General features: G+C 54.6%; 14 protein-coding genes. 10 read left to right on the forward strand and 4 right to left on the reverse strand.

Features of this window, described 5'->3' with window-relative positions:
- The first annotated feature begins 118 nt into the window (after positions 1–118).
- The 9 genes from AB2B48_RS01520 to AB2B48_RS01560 all read left to right on the forward strand — a co-directional run bounded on the left by AB2B48_RS01520 (position 119) and on the right by AB2B48_RS01560 (position 14,806).
- Positions 119–4,114 (forward strand): DNA translocase FtsK 4TM domain-containing protein, encoded by a 3,996-nt coding sequence (locus AB2B48_RS01520; RefSeq protein ID WP_368300608.1) that lies wholly within the window; start codon positions 119–121, stop codon positions 4,112–4,114.
- 122 nt (positions 4,115–4,236) lie between these two features.
- A complete protein-coding gene (gene lolA, locus AB2B48_RS01525) occupies positions 4,237–4,848 on the forward strand; it encodes an outer membrane lipoprotein chaperone LolA (RefSeq protein ID WP_185666578.1) in 612 nt (203 codons plus the stop codon).
- A 9-nt stretch (positions 4,849–4,857) separates the two neighbouring features.
- A complete protein-coding gene (rarA, locus tag AB2B48_RS01530) occupies positions 4,858–6,201 on the forward strand; it encodes a replication-associated recombination protein RarA (protein ID WP_220441015.1) in 1,344 nt (447 codons plus the stop codon).
- 92 nt (positions 6,202–6,293) lie between these two features.
- Positions 6,294–7,586: a serine--tRNA ligase gene (gene serS / locus AB2B48_RS01535; protein ID WP_185666576.1), complete on the forward strand. Its 1,293-nt coding sequence runs from the start codon at positions 6,294–6,296 to the stop codon at positions 7,584–7,586.
- Positions 7,587–7,785: 199 nt separating this feature from the next.
- Positions 7,786–10,230 carry a dimethylsulfoxide reductase subunit A gene (gene dmsA, locus AB2B48_RS01540; RefSeq protein WP_368300609.1) on the forward strand — a complete coding sequence of 815 codons (2,445 nt, stop codon included), beginning with the start codon at positions 7,786–7,788 and terminating at the stop codon, positions 10,228–10,230.
- Positions 10,231–10,240: 10 nt separating this feature from the next.
- Positions 10,241–10,858, forward strand: coding sequence for a DMSO/selenate family reductase complex B subunit (locus AB2B48_RS01545; RefSeq protein ID WP_035892446.1), 618 nt, complete (start codon positions 10,241–10,243; stop codon positions 10,856–10,858).
- Between the two features lies 1 nt (position 10,859).
- Entirely contained in the window at positions 10,860–11,723 is an 864-nt protein-coding gene (locus tag AB2B48_RS01550; protein WP_368300610.1) for a dimethyl sulfoxide reductase anchor subunit family protein, read from the forward strand.
- A gap of 262 nt (positions 11,724–11,985) precedes the next feature.
- Positions 11,986–13,137: an MFS transporter gene (locus AB2B48_RS01555; protein ID WP_368300611.1), complete on the forward strand. Its 1,152-nt coding sequence runs from the start codon at positions 11,986–11,988 to the stop codon at positions 13,135–13,137.
- Positions 13,138–13,384: 247 nt separating this feature from the next.
- Positions 13,385–14,806, forward strand: coding sequence for an APC family permease (locus AB2B48_RS01560; RefSeq protein WP_368300612.1), 1,422 nt, complete (start codon positions 13,385–13,387; stop codon positions 14,804–14,806).
- Between the two features lie 78 nt (positions 14,807–14,884).
- Here the strand turns inward: AB2B48_RS01560 and pflA are convergent, their stop codons facing one another.
- From pflA to ycaO, 4 genes are all read right to left on the reverse strand, one after another.
- The gene (gene pflA, locus AB2B48_RS01565; RefSeq protein ID WP_035892443.1) at positions 14,885–15,625 is read right to left on the reverse strand and encodes a pyruvate formate lyase 1-activating protein; all 741 of its coding nucleotides are present in this window, start codon (positions 15,623–15,625) and stop codon (positions 14,885–14,887) included.
- Between the two features lie 205 nt (positions 15,626–15,830).
- The gene (gene pflB / locus AB2B48_RS01570) at positions 15,831–18,113 is read right to left on the reverse strand and encodes a formate C-acetyltransferase (RefSeq protein ID WP_185666571.1); all 2,283 of its coding nucleotides are present in this window, start codon (positions 18,111–18,113) and stop codon (positions 15,831–15,833) included.
- 55 nt (positions 18,114–18,168) lie between these two features.
- Positions 18,169–19,026 (reverse strand): formate transporter FocA, encoded by an 858-nt coding sequence (gene focA, locus AB2B48_RS01575; protein ID WP_368300613.1) that lies wholly within the window; start codon positions 19,024–19,026, stop codon positions 18,169–18,171.
- Positions 19,027–19,431: 405 nt separating this feature from the next.
- Positions 19,432–21,192 carry a 30S ribosomal protein S12 methylthiotransferase accessory factor YcaO gene (gene ycaO / locus AB2B48_RS01580; RefSeq protein ID WP_333499383.1) on the reverse strand — a complete coding sequence of 587 codons (1,761 nt, stop codon included), beginning with the start codon at positions 21,190–21,192 and terminating at the stop codon, positions 19,432–19,434.
- Positions 21,193–21,668: 476 nt separating this feature from the next.
- Here ycaO and serC point away from each other — a divergent pair, with 476 nt between their 5' ends.
- A complete protein-coding gene (serC, locus tag AB2B48_RS01585; RefSeq protein ID WP_368300614.1) occupies positions 21,669–22,757 on the forward strand; it encodes a 3-phosphoserine/phosphohydroxythreonine transaminase in 1,089 nt (362 codons plus the stop codon).
- Positions 22,758–22,817: the final 60 nt, after the last annotated feature.

Consider the following 22,817-nt stretch of genomic DNA (forward strand, 5'->3'; position numbering starts at 1 on the left):
CGGAACAGGTGCAAAATCAGCGTAGTTTGATTACACTCCTGTTAATCCATACAGCAACAGTGTCGGCGCAATCTGGCACTGTTGTCCGTTTTAGCATTCGGCACCTGGAGAGCCTTTCTTGAGCCAGGAATATACAGAAGACAAAGAAGTCAAACTCACAAAACTCAGCAGCGGACGCCGACTCCTTGAGGCGTTACTCCTTTTATGCGCCATTTTTGCCGTTTGGTTAATGGCTGCACTACTGAGCTTCAATCCTTCCGATCCTAGCTGGTCGCAAACGGCCTGGCACGAACCGATCCACAATTTATGTGGCGCACCAGGCGCATGGCTGGCCGATACGCTGTTCTTCATCTTTGGCGTAATGGCTTACACCATACCGGTCATCATTGTTGGTGGCTGCTGGTTTGCCTGGCGGCATCGTTCGAACGATGAGTACATCGACTACTTCGCCGTCTCGCTGCGCCTGATTGGTGTACTGGCGATCATCCTTACTTCATGCGGCCTCGCGGCGATAAACGCCGATGATATCTGGTACTTTGCCTCCGGTGGCGTGATTGGCAGCCTGCTCAGCACCGCGCTGCAACCGATGCTGCACAGCAGCGGCGGGACCATCGCGCTACTCTGTATCTGGGCCGCGGGCCTGACGCTGTTTACCGGCTGGTCATGGGTCAGCATTGCCGAGAAAATGGGCAGTTGGATCCTCAACATTCTGACGTTCGCCAGCAACCGAACCCGTCGTGACGACACCTGGGTTGATGAAGACGAGTACGAAGAAGAAGACGAATATGAAGACGACGGCGAGGAGACGCAGAAAGCGTCGCGTGAATCTCGTCGTGCGCGCATCCTGCGAGGTGCACTGGCGCGCCGTAAGCGGATCGCCGAAAAATTCTCTAACCCGATGGTGCGTAAAACGGACGAGGCGCTGTTCTCTGGCCGTCGTATGGACGAACCGGAAGAGGCGGGCCGCTATGCGGCTCAGGTCGATCCTGATGATGTGCTGTTCTCTGGTGCCAGCGCGACGCGTGCCGCCGAATATGATGAGTACGACCCTCTACTGAGCGGTCATACCGTCGCTGAGGCCGTTGCCGTTACAGGCACAGCGGCGTGGGCCGCCGACCCAACATTAGCTGCGCCGTCCATGAACGAGCAGCCTGTTGCTGCGCCTGCCGTTGAATGGCAGGCCGTTCCTGCTCCAACGGCGGGTGAACCGGTTATTGCACCTACGCCAGAAGGATGGCCGCCGGTGCAGCAACCTGCCTACGAGCAGCCGCAGTACGCACAACCTCAGCCGCCTGCTTATGAGCAGCCGCAGTACGCACAACCTCAGCAGCCTGCTTATGAGCAGCAGCAGTACGCACAACCTCAGCAGCCTGCCTATGAGCAGCCGCAGTACGCACAGCCGCAGCAACCTGCTTATGAGCAGCCGCAGTACGCACAGCCGCAGCAGCCTGCTTATGAGCAGCCGCAGTATGCACAGCCGCAGCAACCTGTTTATGAGCAACCGCAGTATGCACAACCGCAGCAGCCTGCTTACGAACAGCTACAGCAAGAACAGCCATATACTGCTGAATCGGAATATCTGAACGTGCCTCAGGCTGAACCAGCACCTGTCGTTGAGCCAGAACCGGTGGTGGAAGAGGAGGTTAAACCTGCTCATCGTCCGCCGCTGTACTATTTCGAAGAAGTGGAAGAGAAACGCGCACGTGAGCGTGAACAGCTGGCGGCGTGGTATCAACCCATTCCGGAACCGTTAGCGCCAATGGAACAGCGGGCATCGACCGCGCCGTCCATTCCGGTTTCTGTGCCAGAACCTTCCGCTGCCGTTGCACCGGTTGCTGCCAGCGTTCGCCATGCGGCAGCGGCAGCCGCCGGAACCGCCGCCGCAGCTGCGGCCTCAGCGCCGCTGTTTAGCCCAGCTGACGGCCCGCGCTCGCAGGTCAAAGAAGGCATTGGCCCACAGTTGCCGCGCCCTAATCGCGTTCGCGTGCCGACGCGCCGTGAGCTGGCCTCATACGGCATCAAGCTACCGTCGCAGCGGATGGCCGAGGAGCGCGCTGCTCGTGAAGCTGAGCGCTATCAGCCTGAGGATAATCAACCGCTGACCGACGATGAAGCCGATGCGCTGCAGCAGGATGCGCTGGCTCGCCAGTTTGCCGCCTCGCAGCAGCAACGCTATGGCGAAGAAGCGGACGAGCAGGATAGCTATGCGTTCGAAGAGAACGATGAAGATGCCGCCGCAGAAGCGGAACTGGCGCGCCAGTTCGCCGCGTCTCAGCAGAATCGCTATGCCAGTGAGCAGCCAGAGGGGGCGCATCCGTTCTCCCTCGACGATTTTGAATTCTCGCCGATGAAAACACTGGTGGATGAGACGCCAAAAGCGCCGTTGTTCACGCCGAGCGTGATGCCGGAGCCTGCGGTGACGCCGCCGCCTCAACAGCATTATCAACAGCAACAACCGCCGCAGCATGCTCAAAGCTATCACCAGCCTCAGCATGCGCCGCAGCAACAGTATGCTCAGCCGCAACAGCATGTGCAGCAGCCTGCACATCAGCCGGTAACGCCACCGCAGCAGGAGAGCCTGATTCACCCGCTGCTGATGCGTAACGGTGACGATCGTCCGCTGCAAAAGCCGACGACGCCGCTGCCATCGCTGGATCTTTTAACGCCGCCGCCAACGGAAGTGGAACCGGTGGACACCTTTGCGCTGGAACAGATGGCGCGTCTGGTGGAAACTCGACTGGCCGACTATCGCATTAAAGCGGACGTTGTGAACTACTCCCCTGGTCCGGTTATCACCCGCTTCGAGCTGAATCTGGCACCGGGCGTGAAGGCTGCGCGTATTTCGAACCTGTCCCGTGACCTGGCGCGTTCGCTGTCGACCGTTGCCGTGCGCGTGGTAGAAGTTATTCCTGGCAAACCGTACGTTGGCCTGGAACTGCCGAATAAAAAACGTCAGACCGTCTACCTGCGCGAAGTGCTGGATTGTGACAAATTCCGCGATAACCCATCGCCGCTGACGGTGGTGCTGGGTAAAGATATTGCCGGTGAGCCGGTGGTGGCCGATCTCGCGAAAATGCCACACCTGCTGGTTGCCGGTACCACCGGTTCCGGTAAGTCCGTCGGCGTGAACGCCATGATCCTCAGTATGCTCTATAAAGCGCAGCCTGAAGACGTCCGCTTCATCATGATCGACCCGAAAATGCTGGAACTGTCAGTGTATGAAGGGATCCCGCATCTGCTGACTGAAGTGGTCACCGACATGAAAGACGCCGCTAACGCCCTGCGCTGGAGCGTCAACGAAATGGAACGTCGCTACAAGCTGATGTCGGCGCTTGGCGTACGAAACCTTGCCGGTTATAACGAAAAAATTGCCGAAGCGGCGCGCATGGGCCGTCCGATTCCAGACCCTTACTGGAAACCGGGCGACAGTATGGATGCCACGCATCCAGTGCTGGAAAAACTGCCGTATATCGTCGTGCTGGTTGATGAATTTGCCGACCTGATGATGACCGTCGGCAAGAAAGTGGAAGAACTGATCGCCCGTCTGGCGCAGAAAGCGCGTGCAGCGGGTATCCACCTGGTGCTGGCAACCCAGCGTCCATCGGTGGATGTGATCACCGGCCTTATTAAGGCCAACATTCCAACCCGTATTGCGTTTACGGTTTCCAGTAAAATTGACTCCCGTACTATCCTTGACCAGGGCGGCGCTGAGTCACTGCTGGGCATGGGTGATATGCTCTATGCCGGTCCGAACTCGAACAACCCGGTGCGCGTGCACGGTGCATTTGTCCGTGACCAGGAAGTCCACGCAGTGGTACAGGACTGGAAAGCGCGTGGTCGTCCGCAGTATGTTGATGGCATCACCTCCGACAGCGAAAGCGAAGGCGGTGGCGGTGGTTTCGATGGCGGCGAAGAGTTAGATCCGTTGTTCGATCAGGCGGTCAATTTCGTGACCCAGAAACGCAAAGCGTCAATCTCCGGCGTACAGCGCCAGTTCCGTATTGGCTACAACCGCGCTGCCCGTATCATCGAACAGATGGAAGCGCAGGGGATCGTCAGCGAACAGGGGCACAACGGCAACCGTGAGGTGCTGGCACCGCCGCCGTTCGATTGATTGCAAAGATGGGTAAATAAGTCAGAATTCAGTATTTTCTTCTGTCACCGCTCTGGGCGAAGTCTTAGAGTGAGTGCCAGAGGCTCTCCTGCCGGGAGCATGAGGCTAATTAAGGATTATTAATGAAAAAGATCGCGATCACGTGTGCATTACTTTCCAGCTTTGTTGTCAGCAGCGTATGGGCTGATGCCGCAGGCGACCTGAAAAGCCGTCTCGATAAAGTCAGCAGCTTCCATGCCAGCTTCACTCAGAAAGTGACTGACGGCAGCGGCAACGCGGTGCAGGAAGGTCAGGGCGATCTGTGGGTAAAACGTCCAAACCTGTTTAACTGGCATATGACCCAACCAGATGAAAGCATCCTGGTGTCTGACGGTAAAACCCTGTGGTTCTACAACCCGTTTGTTGAGCAGGCTACCGCCACCTGGCTGAAAGACGCGACCGGCAACACACCATTTATGCTGATTGCGCGTAACCAGGCTAGCGACTGGCAGCAATACAATATCCAGCAGACCGGTGATGATTTCGTACTGACGCCGCGCGGCAACAATGGCAACCTGAAGAAATTCACCATCAACGTAGGGCGCGATGGCACAATCCATCAGTTCAGCGCGATTGAGCAGGACGATCAGCGCAGCAGCTACCAGCTGAAGTCGCAGCAGAACGGCGCAATCGACGCCTCCAAATTCACCTTTACACCGCCGCAGGGCGTGACGGTGGACGATCAGCGTAAGTAAGAGGCCGGCGTGAGCAATTTGTCGCTCGATTTTTCCGATAATGCATTTCAACCTCTGGCCGCCCGTATGCGGCCAGAAAACTTAGCGCAGTATATCGGCCAGCAGCATCTGCTGGCTGCAGGTAAGCCATTGCCTCGCGCTATTGAAGCCGGCCATCTGCACTCGATGATCCTTTGGGGGCCGCCGGGCACCGGCAAAACGACCCTGGCGGAAGTGATTGCTCGCTACGCCAGTGCCGATGTTGAACGGATCTCCGCCGTCACCTCCGGGGTGAAAGAGATTCGTGAGGCCATTGAGCGCGCTCGACAGAACCGCAACGCCGGTCGCCGCACCATTCTGTTCGTCGATGAAGTCCACCGTTTCAATAAAAGCCAGCAGGACGCCTTTCTGCCGCATATTGAAGACGGTACCATCACCTTTATCGGCGCAACCACTGAAAACCCCTCGTTTGAGCTCAATTCGGCGCTGCTCTCCCGTGCGCGCGTCTACCTGCTGAAATCCCTGACCACTGAGGATATTGAGCAAGTACTTACTCAGGCGATGGAAGACAAAGCGCGCGGCTACGGCGGGCAAGATATTGTTCTACCGGACGAGACGCGCCGTGCAATTGCTGAACTGGTGAACGGCGACGCCCGACGTGCGCTGAACACCCTGGAAATGATGGCTGACATGGCGGAGCTGGATGATTCCGGCAAGCGCGTGTTGCAGCCTCAACTTCTGACCGAAATTGCCGGTGAGCGCAGTGCCCGCTTTGATAACAAAGGTGATCGCTTCTATGACCTGATTTCGGCGCTGCATAAATCGGTTCGCGGCAGCGCGCCCGATGCCGCGCTCTACTGGTATGCCCGTATTATCAGCGCAGGCGGCGATCCGCTGTACGTTGCGCGCCGCTGCCTGGCCATTGCCTCTGAAGATGTCGGTAATGCTGACCCGCGCGCTATGCAGGTGGCGATTTCTGCCTGGGATTGCTTTACCCGCGTCGGCCCGGCCGAAGGGGAGCGTGCTATCGCCCAGGCGATTGTCTACCTGGCCTGTGCGCCGAAAAGCAACGCGGTCTACACCGCCTTTAAAGCCGCAATGGCTGATGCTCGCGAACGTCCTGATTACGATGTGCCAGTGCATCTGCGCAATGCGCCGACCAAACTGATGAAAGAGATGGGCTATGGGCAGGAGTATCGCTACGCCCACGATGAGCCCAACGCCTACGCTGCCGGCGAAGAGTATTTCCCCAGCGAAATGGCACAAACGCGCTACTATCACCCGACTAACCGAGGTCTTGAAGGCAAGATTGGCGAAAAGCTCGCCTGGCTCGCTGAACAGGATCAAAATAGCCGCACAAAACGCTACCGCTAGTGCAGTCGTTGCGGTAATGTTGTCGATGTACCTCTGCGACCACGGGCTGTGGTCGCATACTCCACTTTCAATTCGATAAGCATAGGATAAGCATGCTCGATCCCAATCTGCTGCGTACAGAGCCAGACGCAGTCGCAGAAAAACTGGCACGCCGGGGCTTTAAGCTGGATGTAGATAAACTTCGCGCTCTTGAAGAGCGTCGTAAAGTACTGCAGGTAGAAACTGAAAATCTGCAGGCAGAGCGTAACTCGCGATCGAAATCCATCGGCCAGGCGAAAGCACGCGGGGAAGACATTGAGCCTTTACGCCTGGAAGTGAACAAGCTTGGCGAACAACTTGATGCCGCTAAATCAGAGCTGGATGTTCTGCTGGCTGAGATTCGCGATATTGCACTGACCATCCCGAACATCCCGCATGACGATGCACCGATTGGCCGTGACGAAAACGACAACGTTGAAGTTAGCCGCTGGGGCACGCCGCGCGAATTCGATTTCGAGATCCGCGATCACGTGACGCTGGGCGAAATGCACAGCGGGCTTGATTTTGCCGCGGCAGTGAAGCTGACCGGTTCACGTTTCGTCGTGATGAAAGGCCAGATTGCCCGTATGCACCGCGCACTGTCGCAGTTCATGCTGGATCTGCACACTGAACAGCACGGCTATAGCGAAAACTATGTGCCTTACCTGGTGAACCAGGACACGCTGTATGGTACGGGCCAGCTGCCAAAATTCGCCGGTGACCTGTTCCATACTCGTCCGCTGGAAGAAGAAGCTGACAGCAGCAACTACGCGCTGATCCCAACGGCAGAAGTACCGCTGACCAACCTGGTGCGCGATGAAATCATCGACGAAGACGATCTGCCGATCAAAATGACCGCACACACGCCGTGCTTCCGCTCCGAAGCGGGTTCCTACGGTCGTGACACTCGTGGTCTGATCCGTATGCACCAGTTCGATAAAGTTGAGATGGTGCAGATCGTGCGTCCAGAAGATTCCATGGAAGCGCTGGAAGAGATGACGGGCCATGCGGAGAAAGTCCTGCAGTTGCTGGGTCTGCCGTATCGTAAAATTATCCTCTGCACCGGTGATATGGGCTTCGGCGCCTGCAAAACCTATGACCTCGAAGTCTGGGTTCCAGCGCAGAATACCTACCGCGAGATCTCCTCTTGCTCTAACGTCTGGGACTTCCAGGCGCGCCGCATGCAGGCTCGCTGCCGCAGCAAATCCGACAAGAAAACGCGTCTGGTTCACACCCTGAACGGGTCTGGCCTGGCCGTAGGTCGTACGCTGGTTGCCGTGCTGGAAAACTACCAGCAGGCAGATGGTCGCATTGAAGTGCCTGAGGTACTGCGTCCATACATGAACGGTCTGGAATACATCGGTTAATCCTTCCTGTTCTACAAAAAAGCGCCGCAAGGCGCTTTTTTTATATCCGCATTGATACTGAACAATACCTCTCTCGGTAGAACGTTTAATACTCCCTTCTAAGTAATACCAGCATATAAAACTACAATAATAACATTTCGTTATATAAATAACTATATAACGAATCATGTTTTCAATGTTAGCAACGAAGTGAGAGTCCATGAAAACTGAAACCCCCGATGCTTTACTGGCAGCTGAGGTCAGCCGTCGTGGTTTGATGAAAACCACGGCCATAGGCGGACTGGCGATGGCCAGCAGTGCGTTTACGCTTCCCTTCAGCCATATTGCGCACGCCGCAGAAGCGATTGCGCCGACTACGGCGGTAGAGCGCGTGACCTGGAGTGCGTGTACGGTAAACTGTGGAAGCCGCTGCCCGCTGCGCATGCATGTTGTCGATGGCGAGATTAAATACGTCGAAACGGATAACACCGGCGATGATAACTACGATGGTCTGCATCAGGTTCGCGCCTGTCTGCGCGGCCGCTCTATGCGTCGTCGCGTCTATAACCCGGACCGTCTGAAGTACCCGATGAAGCGGGTAGGCAAACGTGGCGAAGGCAAATTCGAGCGCATCAGCTGGGAAGAAGCCTTTGATACCATTGCCGATAATATGAAACGGCTGATCAAAGATTACGGCAACGAATCTATCTATCTTAACTACGGCACTGGTACCCTCGGCGGTACGCTGACTCGCTCCTGGCCACCGGGTAAAACGCTGGTGGCACGTCTGATGAACTGCTGTGGTGGCTATCTGAACCACTACGGTGACTACTCTTCCGCACAGATTGCCGCAGGCCTGAACTACACCTACGGCGGCTGGGCCGACGGCAACAGCCCGTCAGATATCGAAAACAGCAAGCTGGTCGTGCTGTTTGGGAATAACCCTGGCGAAACACGCATGAGCGGCGGCGGGGTGACCTACTACCTGGAGCAGGCGCGTCAGAAATCTAATGCGCGCATGATTATCGTTGACCCGCGTTATACCGATACCGGTGCCGGGCGCGAAGACGAGTGGATCCCAATCCGCCCGGGCACCGATGCGGCGTTGGTTTCGGCGCTGGCGTGGGTGATGATCACTGAAAACATGGTCGATCAACCGTTCCTCGATAAATACTGCGTCGGCTACGACGAAAAAACGCTTCCGGAAGGTGCACCAGCTAACGGTCACTACAAAGCCTATATCCTTGGGCAGGGCAGCGATGCCACGGCGAAAACGCCGGAGTGGGCATCCACCATTACCGGTATTCCTGCTGAGCGCATCGTGAAACTGGCGCGCGAAATTGCGCTGGCGAAACCAGCCTATATCTCCCAAGGGTGGGGGCCGCAGCGCCATGCTAACGGTGAAATTGCCACCCGCGCTATCTCCATGCTGTCGATTCTGACCGGTAACGTCGGGATTAACGGTGGTAACAGCGGCGCGCGTGAAGGCTCCTATGAAGTGCCGTTTGAGCGTATGCCAACGCTGGAAAACCCGGTACAGACCAGTATCTCCATGTTTATGTGGACTGATGCGATTGTCCGCGGGCCGGAAATGACGGCGCTGCGAGATGGCGTGCGTGGCAAAGACAAACTGGATGTACCAATCAAAATGATCTGGAACTACGCCGGTAACTGTCTGATTAACCAGCACTCCGAAATCAACCGTACCCATGAAATTCTGCAGGACGATAAGAAGTGCGAAATGATTGTGGTGATTGACTGCCACATGACCTCATCGGCGAAATATGCCGATATCCTGCTGCCGGACTGCACCGCGTCTGAGCAGATGGATTTCGCGCTGGATGCCTCCTGCGGCAACATGTCCTACGTTATCTTTACCGATCAGGTCATCAAACCGCGCTTTGAGTGCAAAACGATTTATGAGATGACCACGGAGCTGGCAAAACGCATGGGCGTTGAGCAGCAGTTCACCGAAGGGCGGACGCAGGAAGGATGGATGCGTCATCTGCACGAACTTTCTCGTCAGGCTGTGCCGGAACTACCGGACTTCGATACCTTCCGTAAGCAAGGTATCTTCAAACAACGTGACCCGGAAGGGCATCACGTGGCCTATAAAGCCTTCCGTGAAGATCCGCAGGCCAATCCGCTGACCACGCCGTCCGGGAAAATTGAGATCTACTCGCAAGAGCTGGCAAAAATTGCTGCGACCTGGGAACTGGCTGAAGGCGATGTGATCGATCCGTTACCGATCTACACCCCAGGCTTTGAGAATTACAACGATCCGCTGGCCGAGAAATTCCCGCTGCAGCTGACCGGTTTCCACTACAAAGCCCGCGTTCACTCGACTTACGGCAACGTTGATGTACTGAAAGCGGCCTGTCGTCAGGAGATGTGGATCAACCCACTGGATGCGCAGAAACGCGGGATCAAGAACGGCGATCGTGTGCGTATCTTTAACGACCGTGGGGAAGTGCATATTGAAGCTAAGGTAACGCCGCGCATGATGCCGGGCATCGTCGCGCTGGGTGAGGGGGCCTGGTACAACCCGGATGCTAAAGGTATCGACCAAGCGGGGAGCATTAACGTGCTGACCACTCAACGTCCGTCGCCGCTGGCGAAAGGCAACCCATCGCACACGAACCTTGTCCAGGTTGAGAAGGTGTAAGGAGTAACCGATGACTACCCAATATGGCTTTTTTATTGACTCCGCTCGTTGCACCGGTTGTAAAACCTGTGAGCTGGCCTGTAAAGATTACAAAGACTTAACTCCGGACGTTAGCTTCCGCCGTATTTACGAATACGCGGGCGGCGACTGGCAGGAAGACAATGGCGTCTGGAATCAGAACGTCTTTGCTTACTATCTCTCCATCGCCTGTAACCACTGCGAAGACCCGGCCTGTACCAAAGTGTGCCCTAGCGGCGCGATGCACAAACGCGAAGATGGCTTTGTTGTCGTCAACGAAGATGTCTGCATCGGCTGCCGTTACTGCCATATGGCCTGCCCGTATGGTGCGCCGCAGTACAACGAAGCTAAAGGTCACATGACCAAATGCGACGGCTGTCATGAGCGCGTGGCGGAAGGCAAGAAGCCGATTTGCGTGGAGTCCTGCCCGCTGCGTGCGCTGGACTTTGGGCCTATCGAAGAGCTGCGTCAGAAGCACGGTACGCTTGCGGCGGTCGCGCCGCTGCCGTCCGCGCACTTCACCAAGCCCAGCATTGTGATTAAACCCAACGCCAATGCACGTCCGTGCGGCGATACCACTGGCTATCTGGCCAATCCGAAGGAGGTGTGAGATGGGAAGTGGATGGCATGAATGGCCGTTGATGATCTTCACGGTGTTTGGGCAATGTGTGGCGGGCGGGTTTATCGTTCTGGCACTGGCATTGATGAAAGGGCAACTGCCTCGTGAAAAGCAGCAACGTATAGTGCTGAGCATGTTTGCGCTGTGGGTGCTGATGGGCATTGGCTTTATCGCTTCGACCATGCATCTCGGTTCGCCGATGCGTGCCTTTAACTCGTTGAACCGCGTCGGTGCCTCCTCGCTGAGTAACGAAATTGCCAGCGGTGCAATCTTCTTTGCCGTCGGCGGTATCGGCTGGCTGCTGGCGGTTACCAATAAGCTCTCCTGCGCACTGCGCAGCGTGTGGCTGGTGGTGACGGCGGTGCTGGGCGTGGTGTTCGTCTGGATGATGGTGCGTGTCTATAACACTATTGATACCGTTCCCACCTGGTACACCATCTGGACGCCGCTGAGCTTCTTCCTGACGCTGTTTATCGGCGGCCCGCTGCTCGGTTATCTGCTGTTGCGCTGGGCTAGCGTTGAAGGCTGGGGCATGCGTCTGCTGCCGGTTATCAGCCTGGCGGCGCTGGTGGTGAGCGTGATTGTCACCACGATGCAGGGCGTAGAGCTGGCGTCGATTCAAAGTTCAATTCAGCAGGCTTCGGCTCTGGTTCCCGACTATGGCTCGCTGATGGCGTGGCGTATTGTCGCCATCGCCCTGGCGCTGGTTTGCTGGGTGGGGCCGCAGCTCAAAGGCCACCAGCCAGCACTGCCGCTATTGAGCCTGGCGTTTGTGCTGGTGCTGGTCGGTGAGATGCTGGGTCGCGGCGTTTTCTATGGCCTGCACATGACCGTCGGTATGGCGGTCGCCAGCTAAGCAAAATAAGCTGCCAGGGCGTTCCAGCCCTGGCACTTTTTGTTCATGAATTTTTTCGACTGAACCTTCTTCTACTGTTTCACCTATTTTCCAATAAAAACAAAATAATAAGATAACTTAAGCGTAGCTTATCGTTGCGTTGAATAAGAAACGTCAATCGTTGAGCCAGAAAGCCTCCCGCCGTTGAAATCAGGTGGATTGACAATGTTTTTGGCAGTGGCATGATGCGCACGAAATCTGTCTATCCTCACGGTTTGAACCCATGTCCACCTATACTCGCCCAGTGCTATTGCTGCTCTGCGGCTTACTCTTATTGACGCTGGCGATCGCGGTATTAAACACGCTCGTCCCGCTCTGGCTCGCCCATGAAAACTTGCCAACCTGGCAGGTGGGAGTGGTCAGCTCGTCCTATTTTACCGGCAATCTGGTCGGTACCATGCTCACCGGCCGACTGATTAAGCGCCTTGGCTTTAATTTCAGCTACTATATTGCGTCGCTGATTTTCGCCGCGGGCTGCGTGGGGCTGGGCTTTATGGTGGGGTTCTGGAGCTGGATGTTCTGGCGCTTTATCGCGGGCGTTGGCTGCGCCATGATTTGGGTGGTGGTGGAGAGCGCGCTGATGTGCAGCGGCACCTCGCGCAACCGTGGTCGTCTGCTGGCGGCCTATATGATGATGTATTACATCGGTACCGTGCTGGGGCAGATTATCGTTAGCCGCCTGCCGACAGATATGGCGACCATTCTTCCGCTGATGACCGGCGTGGTGCTGGCGGGCATTCTGCCGCTGCTGTTTACCCGAATCCTGAACCAGCAGGACGACGCTCAGGACGCGAGCACGCGCGTCTGGCCGATGTTCAAACTGCGTCAGGCGCGTCTGGGCGTAAATGGCTGTATTATTTCCGGTATCGTGCTGGGCTCACTCTATGGCCTGATGCCGCTGTACCTGAACCACCGCGGCGTCAGTGACTCCGGGATCGGCTTCTGGATGGCGGTGATGGTCAGCGCGGGCATTCTGGGGCAGTGGCCGATTGGTCGTCTGGCCGACCGCTATGGCCGTCTGATGGTACTGCGCGTGCAGGTCTTTGTGGTGATTGTCGGCTGCCTGGGCATGCTGAGTCAGGCTGCGATGGCACCGGCGCTGTTTATCCTCGGCGCAGCGGGCTTTACGCTGTATCCGGTGGCGATGGCCTGGGCGTGTGAGAAAGTGGAGCATCATCAGCTGGTCTCCATGAACCAGGCGCTGTTGCTGAGCTATACCATTGGTAGCTTGGTTGGGCCGTCGCTGACGGCGATGCTGATGCAAAACTACTCTGATAACCTGCTGTTTATCATGATTGCCGGGGTATCGTTCGTCTATCTGATGATGCTGCTGCGCAAAGCCGGGCACCATCCTACGCCGGTGGCTCACGCCTGACCCGCGGGCGCGTTATATTTCCATAACGCGCCATTCTTCCCGACATCACTATACTGAATGATGCAACGCTACTGGCGCGTTGGCGGGAGCGAGACTATATCCTGCTGAATTTATAACCATACTCCGATTAAATGTGCGAGCCGTTAGAGTTTTGCACCATCCTATTACCCTTTTAGGGTTAGTACTCGCATAATCTCCGTCGAAAAAAATCGCACTCGCGAATAATAACATTCAAGGAACGGAATTTATGGCAAGCGAACAAGAAAAGCAGCTGCGGTGGTATAACATCGCGCTGATGTCGTTTATTACGGTTTGGGGTTTCGGCAACGTCGTCAACAACTACGCCAACCAGGGGCTGGTGGTTGTTTTCTCATGGCTATTTATCTTTGCACTTTATTTCACACCCTATGCGCTTATCGTCGGTCAGCTTGGCTCGACCTTTAAAGACGGTAAGGGCGGTGTCAGTACCTGGATTAAAAATACCATGGGGCCGGGGCTGGCTTATCTGGCAGCCTGGACCTACTGGGTCGTCCATATTCCTTACCTGGCACAGAAGCCTCAGGCTATCCTGATTGCGCTCGGCTGGGCGATAAAGGGAAATGGCTCGCTTATCACCGAATATGGCGTGGTGGCGCTCCAGGGCTTCACGCTGGTGCTTTTCGTCTTCTTCATGTGGGTGGCATCCCGAGGGATGAAATCGCTGAAGCTGGTAGGGTCGATTGCCGGGATCGCCATGTTCGTGATGTCGCTGCTGTACGTGGTGATGGCGGTGACGGCGCCGGCTATTACTGAGGTGAAAATTGCCACCACCAACATCACCTGGCAAACCTTTATCCCGCACTTTGACTTTACCTATATCACCACCATCTCGATGCTGGTATTTGCCGTGGGCGGCGCGGAAAAAATTTCGCCTTACGTCAATAACACCCGTAATCCGGGCAAAGAGTTCCCGCGTGGGATGATCTTCCTGGCGGTGATGGTTGCAGTGTGTGCCATCCTCGGGTCGTTGGCGATGGGGATGATGTTCGACTCAAATAATATTCCTAACGACCTGATGGCGAACGGACAGTACTACGCGTTCCAGAAGCTGGGCGATTATTACCATATGGGCAACACCCTGATGGTGATTTACGCTATCGCGAACACCCTGGGGCAGATTGCCGCGCTGGTGTTCTCGATTGATGCACCGTTGAAAGTCCTGCTCAGCGATGCCGACAGTCGCTATATCCCACAGAAGCTCTGCAAAACCAATGCATCGGGTACGCCGGTAAATGGCTATCTGTTAACGCTGGTGCTGGTGGCGCTGCTGGTTATGCTGCCGACGCTCGGCATCGGTGATATGAACGACCTCTACAAATGGCTGTTGAACCTGAACTCAGTGGTGATGCCGCTGCGCTATCTGTGGGTGTTCGTGGCATTTATCGCAGTGATTCGTCTGGGGCAGAAATACCAGTCGGAGTATGTCTTTATCCGTAACCGGAAGCTTGCGCTGACCGTTGGCGTGTGGTGCTTCCTGTTTACCGCGTTTGCCTGTCTGACCGGTATCTTCCCAAAAATGGCGGCCTTTACGCCAGAGTGGGCCTTCCAGCTGTCGCTTAACGTCGCCACGCCGTTTGTGCTGGTGGGATTAGGACTGATCTTCCCGCTGCTGGCGCGCAAGAAGTCGTAAAAGAAAACCCGGCATTAAGCCGGGTTTGTTGTTTGTAGCCCGGCCGAGCGTAAGCGACGCCGGGAGGGCTGGGGATGATTAATACATCACCTTGTGACCATACTGCTCGAGAATACCCTTCACGCGTTCCATGGTCTCTTTCTTCGGCGGGTGCACGCCATCCAGCTTGTACTCTTCACCCATCGCGACCCACTTGTGTTTACCCAGCTCGTGATAAGGCAGCAGTTCGATTTTCTCAACGTTGCCCATATCGCGGGTAAACTCGCCGAGGCGATGCGCAGAATCGTCATCATCTGACCAGCCTGGTACCACGACGTAGCGGATCCAGACGTTAATGTTTTTCTTCGACAGGTACTGGGCAAACTCGAGCGTACGATGGTTGGAGACGCCGACCAGGTTCTGGTGAATGTCGTCGTTCATCTGTTTAAGATCGAGCATCACCAGGTCAGTCACTTCCAGTAGTTCATCAATGACCGGATCGTAACGACGAACGAAACCGTTGGTGTCGAGACAGGTATGAATACCTTCTTTGTGGCACGCGCGGAACCAGTCGCGCACAAACTCGGCCTGCAGAATAGCTTCACCGCCGGACGCGGTCACGCCGCCGCCGGAAGCATTCATAAAGTGGCGATAGGTCACCACTTCTTTCATCAGCTCTTCAACGGTGATCTCTTTACCGCCGTGGGTGTCCCAGGTATCGCGGTTGTGGCAATACAGGCAGCGCATCAGGCAGCCCTGGAAGAAGGTAATAAAACGGATGCCTGGGCCATCAACGGTGCCACAGGACTCAAAGGAGTGAATACGACCAATTACAGACATTGCGGTGTTATCTCCAGTTCTTCCCGGCTTTACAGCCAGGTTTGCGAGCACGGTTATAAAGCCGCGTCGAGTTTATTTTGCTTGTTAACTTCAGTATAGAAGTCAGCAAGCAAAATCCACTCAGCGAGTGTTGATTATAAGAAAGGCCCCACCGAGGTGGAGCCTTCATTTTACGCGTTTTTAATCGCGATTTCAGTCAAATCTATTAGATAGATTGAGTGAAAGTACGGGTAATAACGTCCTGCTGCTGTTCTTTAGTCAGGGAGTTAAAACGTACTGCGTAGCCAGATACACGGATGGTCAGCTGAGGATATTTCTCAGGGTTTTCCATCGCGTCGAGCAGCATTTCGCGGTTCATAACGTTAACGTTCAGGTGCTGACCGCCTTCGATAGACGCTTCGTGGTGGAAGTAACCGTCCATCAGACCAGCCAGGTTGGTTTTACGAACGTCGTCGTCTTTACCCAGAGCGTTAGGAACGATAGAGAAGGTGTAAGAGATACCATCTTTAGCGTAAGCAAACGGCAGTTTAGCAACGGAAGTCAGAGAGGCAACAGCACCTTTCTGGTCACGACCGTGCATTGGGTTAGCACCTGGGCCGAATGGAGCGCCAGCGCGACGACCGTCTGGGGTGTTACCGGTTTTCTTACCATAAACCACGTTAGAGGTGATGGTCAGAACAGACTGAGTCGGGATAGCGTTACGGTAAGTAGTCAGTTTCTGAATTTTCTTCATGAAACGTTCTACCAGGTCAACCGCCATGTCATCGACGCGAGCGTCGTTGTTACCAAACTGCGGGTATTCGCCTTCGATTTCGAAGTCAACAGCCAGACCGTTTTCATCACGAATCGGTTTAACTTTCGCATATTTGATTGCAGACAGGGAGTCAGCAGCAACGGACAGACCAGCGATACCACACGCCATGGTGCGGATAACGTCACGGTCGTGCAGCGCCATCAGAGAGGCTTCGTAGCTGTACTTGTCGTGCATGTAGTGGATGACGTTCAGCGCGGTGACGTACTGTTTAGCCAGCCAATCCATGAAGTGGTCCATACGATCCATCACTTCGTCGTAGTTCAGAACGTCGCCTTTCATTGGCTCAGTTTTAGGACCAACCTGCATTTTCAGTTTTTCATCAACGCCGCCGTTGATGGCGTACAGCATGGTTTTCGCCAGGTTTGCACGTGCACCGAAGAACTGCATTTGTTTACCAACGATCATTGGGCTTACGCAGCAAGCGATAGCGTAGTCATCGTTGTTAAAGTCAGGACGCATCAGGTCATCGTTCTCGTACTGCAGAGAAGAGGTGTCGATGGACACTTTAGCGGCATATTTTTTGAACGCCAGTGGCAGTTTCTCAGACCACAGAACGGTGATGTTCGGCTCTGGAGAAGGACCCATGGTGTACAGGGTGTTCAGGAAGCGGAAGCTGTTTTTGGTAACCAGAGTACGGCCATCAACGCCCATACCACCGATAGATTCAGTTGCCCAAATCGGGTCACCGGAGAACAGTTCATCATATTCAGGGGTACGCAGGAAGCGAACCATACGCAGTTTCATGACCAGGTGGTCAATCATTTCCTGAGCGTCTTGTTCAGTGATTTTGCCTGCTTTCAGGTCACGTTCGATGTAGATATCCAGGAAGCTGGAAGTACGACCGAAGGACATTGCCGCGCCGTTCTGAGATTTAACCGCAGCCAGGTAGCCGAAGTAAGTCCACTGGATAGCTTCCTGAGCGCTGGTAGCTGGACCAGAGATGTCGTAGCCGTATTTAGCAGCCATCTCTTTGATCTGACCCAGTGCACGGTGCTGTTCAGAGATTTCTTCACGCAGACGGATAGTCGCTTCCAGGTTTACGCCGTTTTCCAGGTCAGACTGCAGAGACAGGAACTGTGCGTATTTGTCTTTCATCAGGAAGTCGATACCGTACACCGCGATGCGACGGTAGTCACCGATGATACGACCACGGCCGTAAGCATCTGGCAGACCAGTCAGAACGCCAGATTTACGGCAGTTCAGAATGTCTTTGGTGTAAACATCGAATACGCCCTGGTTGTGGGTTTTGCGGTATTCGGTGAAGATTTTTTTCAGCATCGGGTCCAGCTCGCGATTGTACGCTTTGCAAGAACCTTCAACCATTTTAATACCACCGAACGGGATAATCGCACGTTTCAGTGGAGCTTCAGTCTGCAGACCAACGATTTTTTCCAGCGCTTTGTTGATGTAACCAGCGTCATGGGAAGTGATGGTAGATGCAACAGAGGTGTCAAAGTCAACTGGCGCGTGAGTGCGGTTTTCCAGTTTAACGCCTTCCATTACGTTATCCCACAGCTTGGTGGTCGCGTCAGTTGCGCCAGCCAGGAAGGATTCGTCACCCTCATATGGGGTGTAGTTTTTCTGGATGAAGTCACGTAAGTTTACTTCATTCTGCCAATCACCTTTGGTAAAACCTTCCCAGGCTGCGGCTAACTTTTCATTAAGTTCGGACATGTAACACCTACCTTCTTAAGTGGACTTTTTATTTACTGCCTGGAGCAATCGTCAATTAATGACGGTCACCGCCACGCAGGTAAATGACCCAGTATGTCAACCCGACCAGCAAACCGCCGCCGATGATGTTCCCGATAGTGACGGGAATCAGGTTATCGGTGATGAAGTGCATCACGGTCAGGTGAGAGAAACTTTCCGGAGTTGAACCAATAGCGGTCCAGAATTCCGGGCTAGCAAAATCGCGTATTACGATACCCATAGGGATCATAAACATGTTTGCGATACTGTGCTCAAAACCGCTGGCAACGAACATAGCAACCGGTAAAACCATAATCATGGCTTTATCCATCAGGCTGCGGCCAGAGTAGCTCATCCACACTGCCAGGCAGACCATCAGGTTCGCCAGGATGCCGAGAGCGACGGCTTCGATAAATGTATGGTGCATTTTGTGGTCAGCGGTTTGCAGGACGTTAAGCCCCCATCCGCCGTTGGCCGTCATGTACTCGCCGGACAGCCACATCAGCAGCACGAAGAGCAGGCAGCCAATCAGGTTACCAACATAGACGTTGAGCCAGTTTTTCGCCAATTGACCCCAGGTAATGCGGCCGCTGGCTTTCGCCACCACGATCAGCACGGTAGAGGTAAAGAGGTCTGCGCCACAAATCACGCAAAGAATTAAGCCCAGGGAGAAGCAAATACCACCAATGAGTTTCGCGATGCCGAATGGCATACCTGCGGTACCCGTGGTTGCGGTAATGTAAAAAACAAAAGCAATCGAGATAAAGACGCCCGCAGTAATCGCCAGATAAAAGGTTTTCAGCGGATGCTTGGTTGCTTTATAGACACCTGCTTCTTCGGCAACTTTGGCCATCGCAGCAGGAAGGAGTAGATCAAAAGGGTTGTCAGCTTTCACACTAACTCTCTCTTTTTATTTAATCGGCGACGAGATACTAACAAAGCATTATAGATGAGAATTTGATATAGATCATATCTCGCCTGGCTTATAGGCCTGAAGATCGAATGGTTTTTCAACGATCGCAGGGTAATTGTTTGAATTATAACATAAAAATAATTTTTAAGATTTGCAAATTCAGTTGAATTTTTTCTTTACCCTTCATTTTATTGGTTAATTAAAATGGAGTAATGATCGGGTAAATTAACAATAATCGTAAGCTACTAAATATAGTATTTACTTATATTTAACTTTATTTTCACACGTTCGCGAGGCGAAGCGCGAAAATAAAAAAAGGGGCCAACAATTGGCCCCGTAATATAGCGTAGACGGTACGTTAAACCTACTTTTTCTGCGGGAAGAGCCTTATTTCGCCCAGAAAGCGGCTTTCGCGCGCTGCAGTTTCTCGTAAGCCTGTAGCAGCGACTGATGCGCCGGGAAGGCTTCCAGAGAACCGTCTGCCGGTTGCAGGCCGTAGAAGGCCTCTTCACCGCTCAGCGCCGCGCTGGCGGCTTCAACGGCGTCTGCACCGTACATACGTACGAACGCGTTCAGATACTGCAGCGGCTCGCGCTCTTCTTCCTGAGACAGCAGCAGCAGCGTCTGCAGGCAGCGGTAGTAGTTGGCGCGCTCAGGGCTGAATACCGACGCGTTGAACTCCATCGTCCACTCGGTCCAGATCAGCGCCTGCTCGAGATCGCCGCCCGCCAGTGCCAGCATCGCTTTCAGCTCGCCAACGCGCAGGGTAGACCAGCCGTTGTTCGGGCCAGTTGCCAGACCCAGCAGTTCACGTACGCGGGTGAAATCGTCCAGACCTTCGTCATCCATCTGCTCGATCAGATTCAGGTACTCCTCTTTTTCCCACTCGCTGCCCGGCAGGGAGAGAATGGTGTCGCGCAGGTGGCTGCCCATATTGTTGTTGGCGAGCCACAGATCTTCTGCCGGATAGATATCGGACATACCCGGAACGATGATGCGGCAGGCGTACACGCTCAGGTGCTCGTAGTCGGCGATGTACACTTCTTTATCTTCTTCTTTGAAGATAGCCATCAGGGTCGCGAACTCTTCTTCGGTGGTGCCTGAGAAGTTCCAGTCGGCAAACGGATAGTCGGCGTCCTGTTTAAACATATCCCAGGAGATAAGACCGCTGGAGTCGATGAAGTGGGTTTCGAGGTTGGTATGTTCAGCGACTTCTTCGTCGTCGAAGGTTGGCGGGGTGAACACGTCGAGATCTTTCAAGCCGCGGCCTTGCAGCAGCTCGGTGACCGTACGTTCCAGCGCTACGCCGAAATCAGGGTGCGCGCCGAAGGAGGCGAAGCAGGTGCCGTTGGCTGGGTTGAACAGTACCACGCAGATAACCGGGTATTTACCGCCCAGTGAACCGTCGTAAGCGAAGATTGGGAAACCTTCCGCTTCCAGCGTTTTGATGGACTCAACGACGCCAGGGTAGCGCGCCAGCACCTCGGCCGGGATTTCCGGCAGGCTGATGCTTTCCGCGATGATACGGTTTTTCACGTAGCGTTCGAAGACTTCCGACAGCCCCTGAACGCGCGCTTCGTTGCGGGTGTTGCCCGCAGACATGCCGTTAGAAACGTACAGGTTGGCCACGATGTTCATCGGGATATAGATGGTTTCACCGTCAGACTGACGGGTGAACGGCAGGCCGCATACGCCGCGATCGTCGTTGCCAGACTGCAGGTCAACCAGCATGCTGGCGGTCAGCTGATCGTCAGGATCGTAGAAAGCGCGCAGGCGAGCGTCGAGCAAACCTTCCGGTACTTCATCGTCGTCGGTCAGCGGGAACCATTTTTCGTTCGGGTAGTGAACGAACGGGTCGTTAGCGATTTTGTCGCCCAGCCAGAAGTCAGCGAAGAAGTAGTTGGTGGAGAGACGTTCAAAATACTCGCCCAGCGCGGAGGCCAGCGCGGCTTTTTTGGTTGCGCCTTTACCGTTGGTAAAGCACAGAGAGCATGCCTTATCACGAATATGCACCGACCAGACGTTAGGAACCGGGTTCAGCCAGGAAGCTTCTTCAATATCGAAGCCCAGGTCGAGCAGCTTTTGCTGGAAGCGAGCGATGGAATCTTCCAGAGCGGCATCTTTGCCGGGAATATAGGTTTGCGTCATAGCAATCTCTTTTGTCGTACGGAAAGCGCGCAATGATACGGGGTTTGCATGACAATCGCTATACGCTTCATCCTTCAAGTTGTCTCTGCGTTGGCTGCGCTCGTTCACCCCAGTCACGTACTTATGTACGCTCCTGGGGATTCACTCCCTTGCCGCGCTACTCGGCTTGCAGCCTCGCCCCTTCGGGGCCAGCGCGAGCGCTGTTCAAAACGCTCTAGCGTTTTGTGATGCAACTTGAATGATTTTGCGTAGAAACTTCATCCAGCAAATACAAATAGCGAAATAGACCATTTTATTTCGTCAAGCCGATAGATTCTGTTGTGTGATTGTCTACGCATTTTTGCCCTGTGCGGGATTATCCATTGCGGGCTGTGTCACTGAATGATAAAACCAATAGCCACAGGAATAACTTATGCCCACGCGTTTGATGACGCGCGAGGCATGCGGTCAGACAACATTGCAATGTGGTGAGGGTTATGGCTCAGGTTTTTAATTTCAGTTCAGGTCCGGCAATGCTTCCGGCAGATGTCCTTAAACTGGCGCAAAAAGAACTTTGCGACTGGAACGGATTAGGCACGTCGGTAATGGAAGTTAGCCACCGCGGTAAAGAGTTTATCCACGTGGCAGAGGAAGCAGAAAAAGATTTCCGCGACCTGCTTAACATCCCTTCCAACTACAAAGTGCTGTTCTGCCACGGCGGCGGTCGCGGTCAGTTCGCGGGCGTACCGCTGAACATTCTCGGCGACAAAACCACGGCGGACTACGTTGACGCAGGCTACTGGGCGGCAAGTGCGGTTAAAGAAGCGAAAAAATATTGCACCCCGAACGTCATCGACGCCAAAGTGACCGTTGACGGCAAGCGCGCGGTGAAACCGATGCGCGACTGGCAGCTCTCTGACAATGCGGCTTATCTGCACTACTGCCCGAACGAAACCATCGATGGTATTGCCATTGAAGAGACGCCAGACTTTGGCAAAGACGTGATTGTCGCCGCCGACTTCTCCTCAACCATTCTTTCGCGCCCAATCGACGTGAGCCGCTACGGCGTTATCTACGCTGGTGCGCAGAAAAACATCGGCCCGGCAGGCTTAACGCTGGTTATCGTGCGTGAAGACCTGCTGGGTAAAGCACACGTTGCCTGCCCATCTATTCTCGACTACACCGTGCTGAACGATAATGACTCCATGTTCAACACGCCGCCGACCTTCGCCTGGTATCTGGCTGGTCTGGTCTTCAAATGGCTGAAGGAGCAGGGCGGTGTTGCCGCAATGGACCGCATTAATCAGCAGAAGGCCGATCTTCTGTATAACACCATTGATGGCAGCGATTTCTATCGTAACGACGTGGCAAGCGCCAACCGTTCACGTATGAACGTGCCGTTCCAGCTGGCGGACAGCGCGCTGGACAAACTGTTCCTCGAAGAGTCCTTTGCGGCGGGTCTGCATGCGCTGAAAGGCCACCGCGTGGTAGGCGGGATGCGTGCTTCTATCTACAACGCCATGCCGCTGGCAGGCGTACAGACGCTGACGGAATTCATGCAGGATTTCGAGCGTCGTCACGGTTAATCTGGCTTTTTTTATTCATCCCCACGGGCTGACCGTGGGGTTTTTACTTCTGTTTTTGAG

Source organism: Kluyvera sichuanensis, assembly GCF_040930405.1.
Lineage (GTDB): Bacteria > Pseudomonadota > Gammaproteobacteria > Enterobacterales > Enterobacteriaceae > Kluyvera > Kluyvera sichuanensis.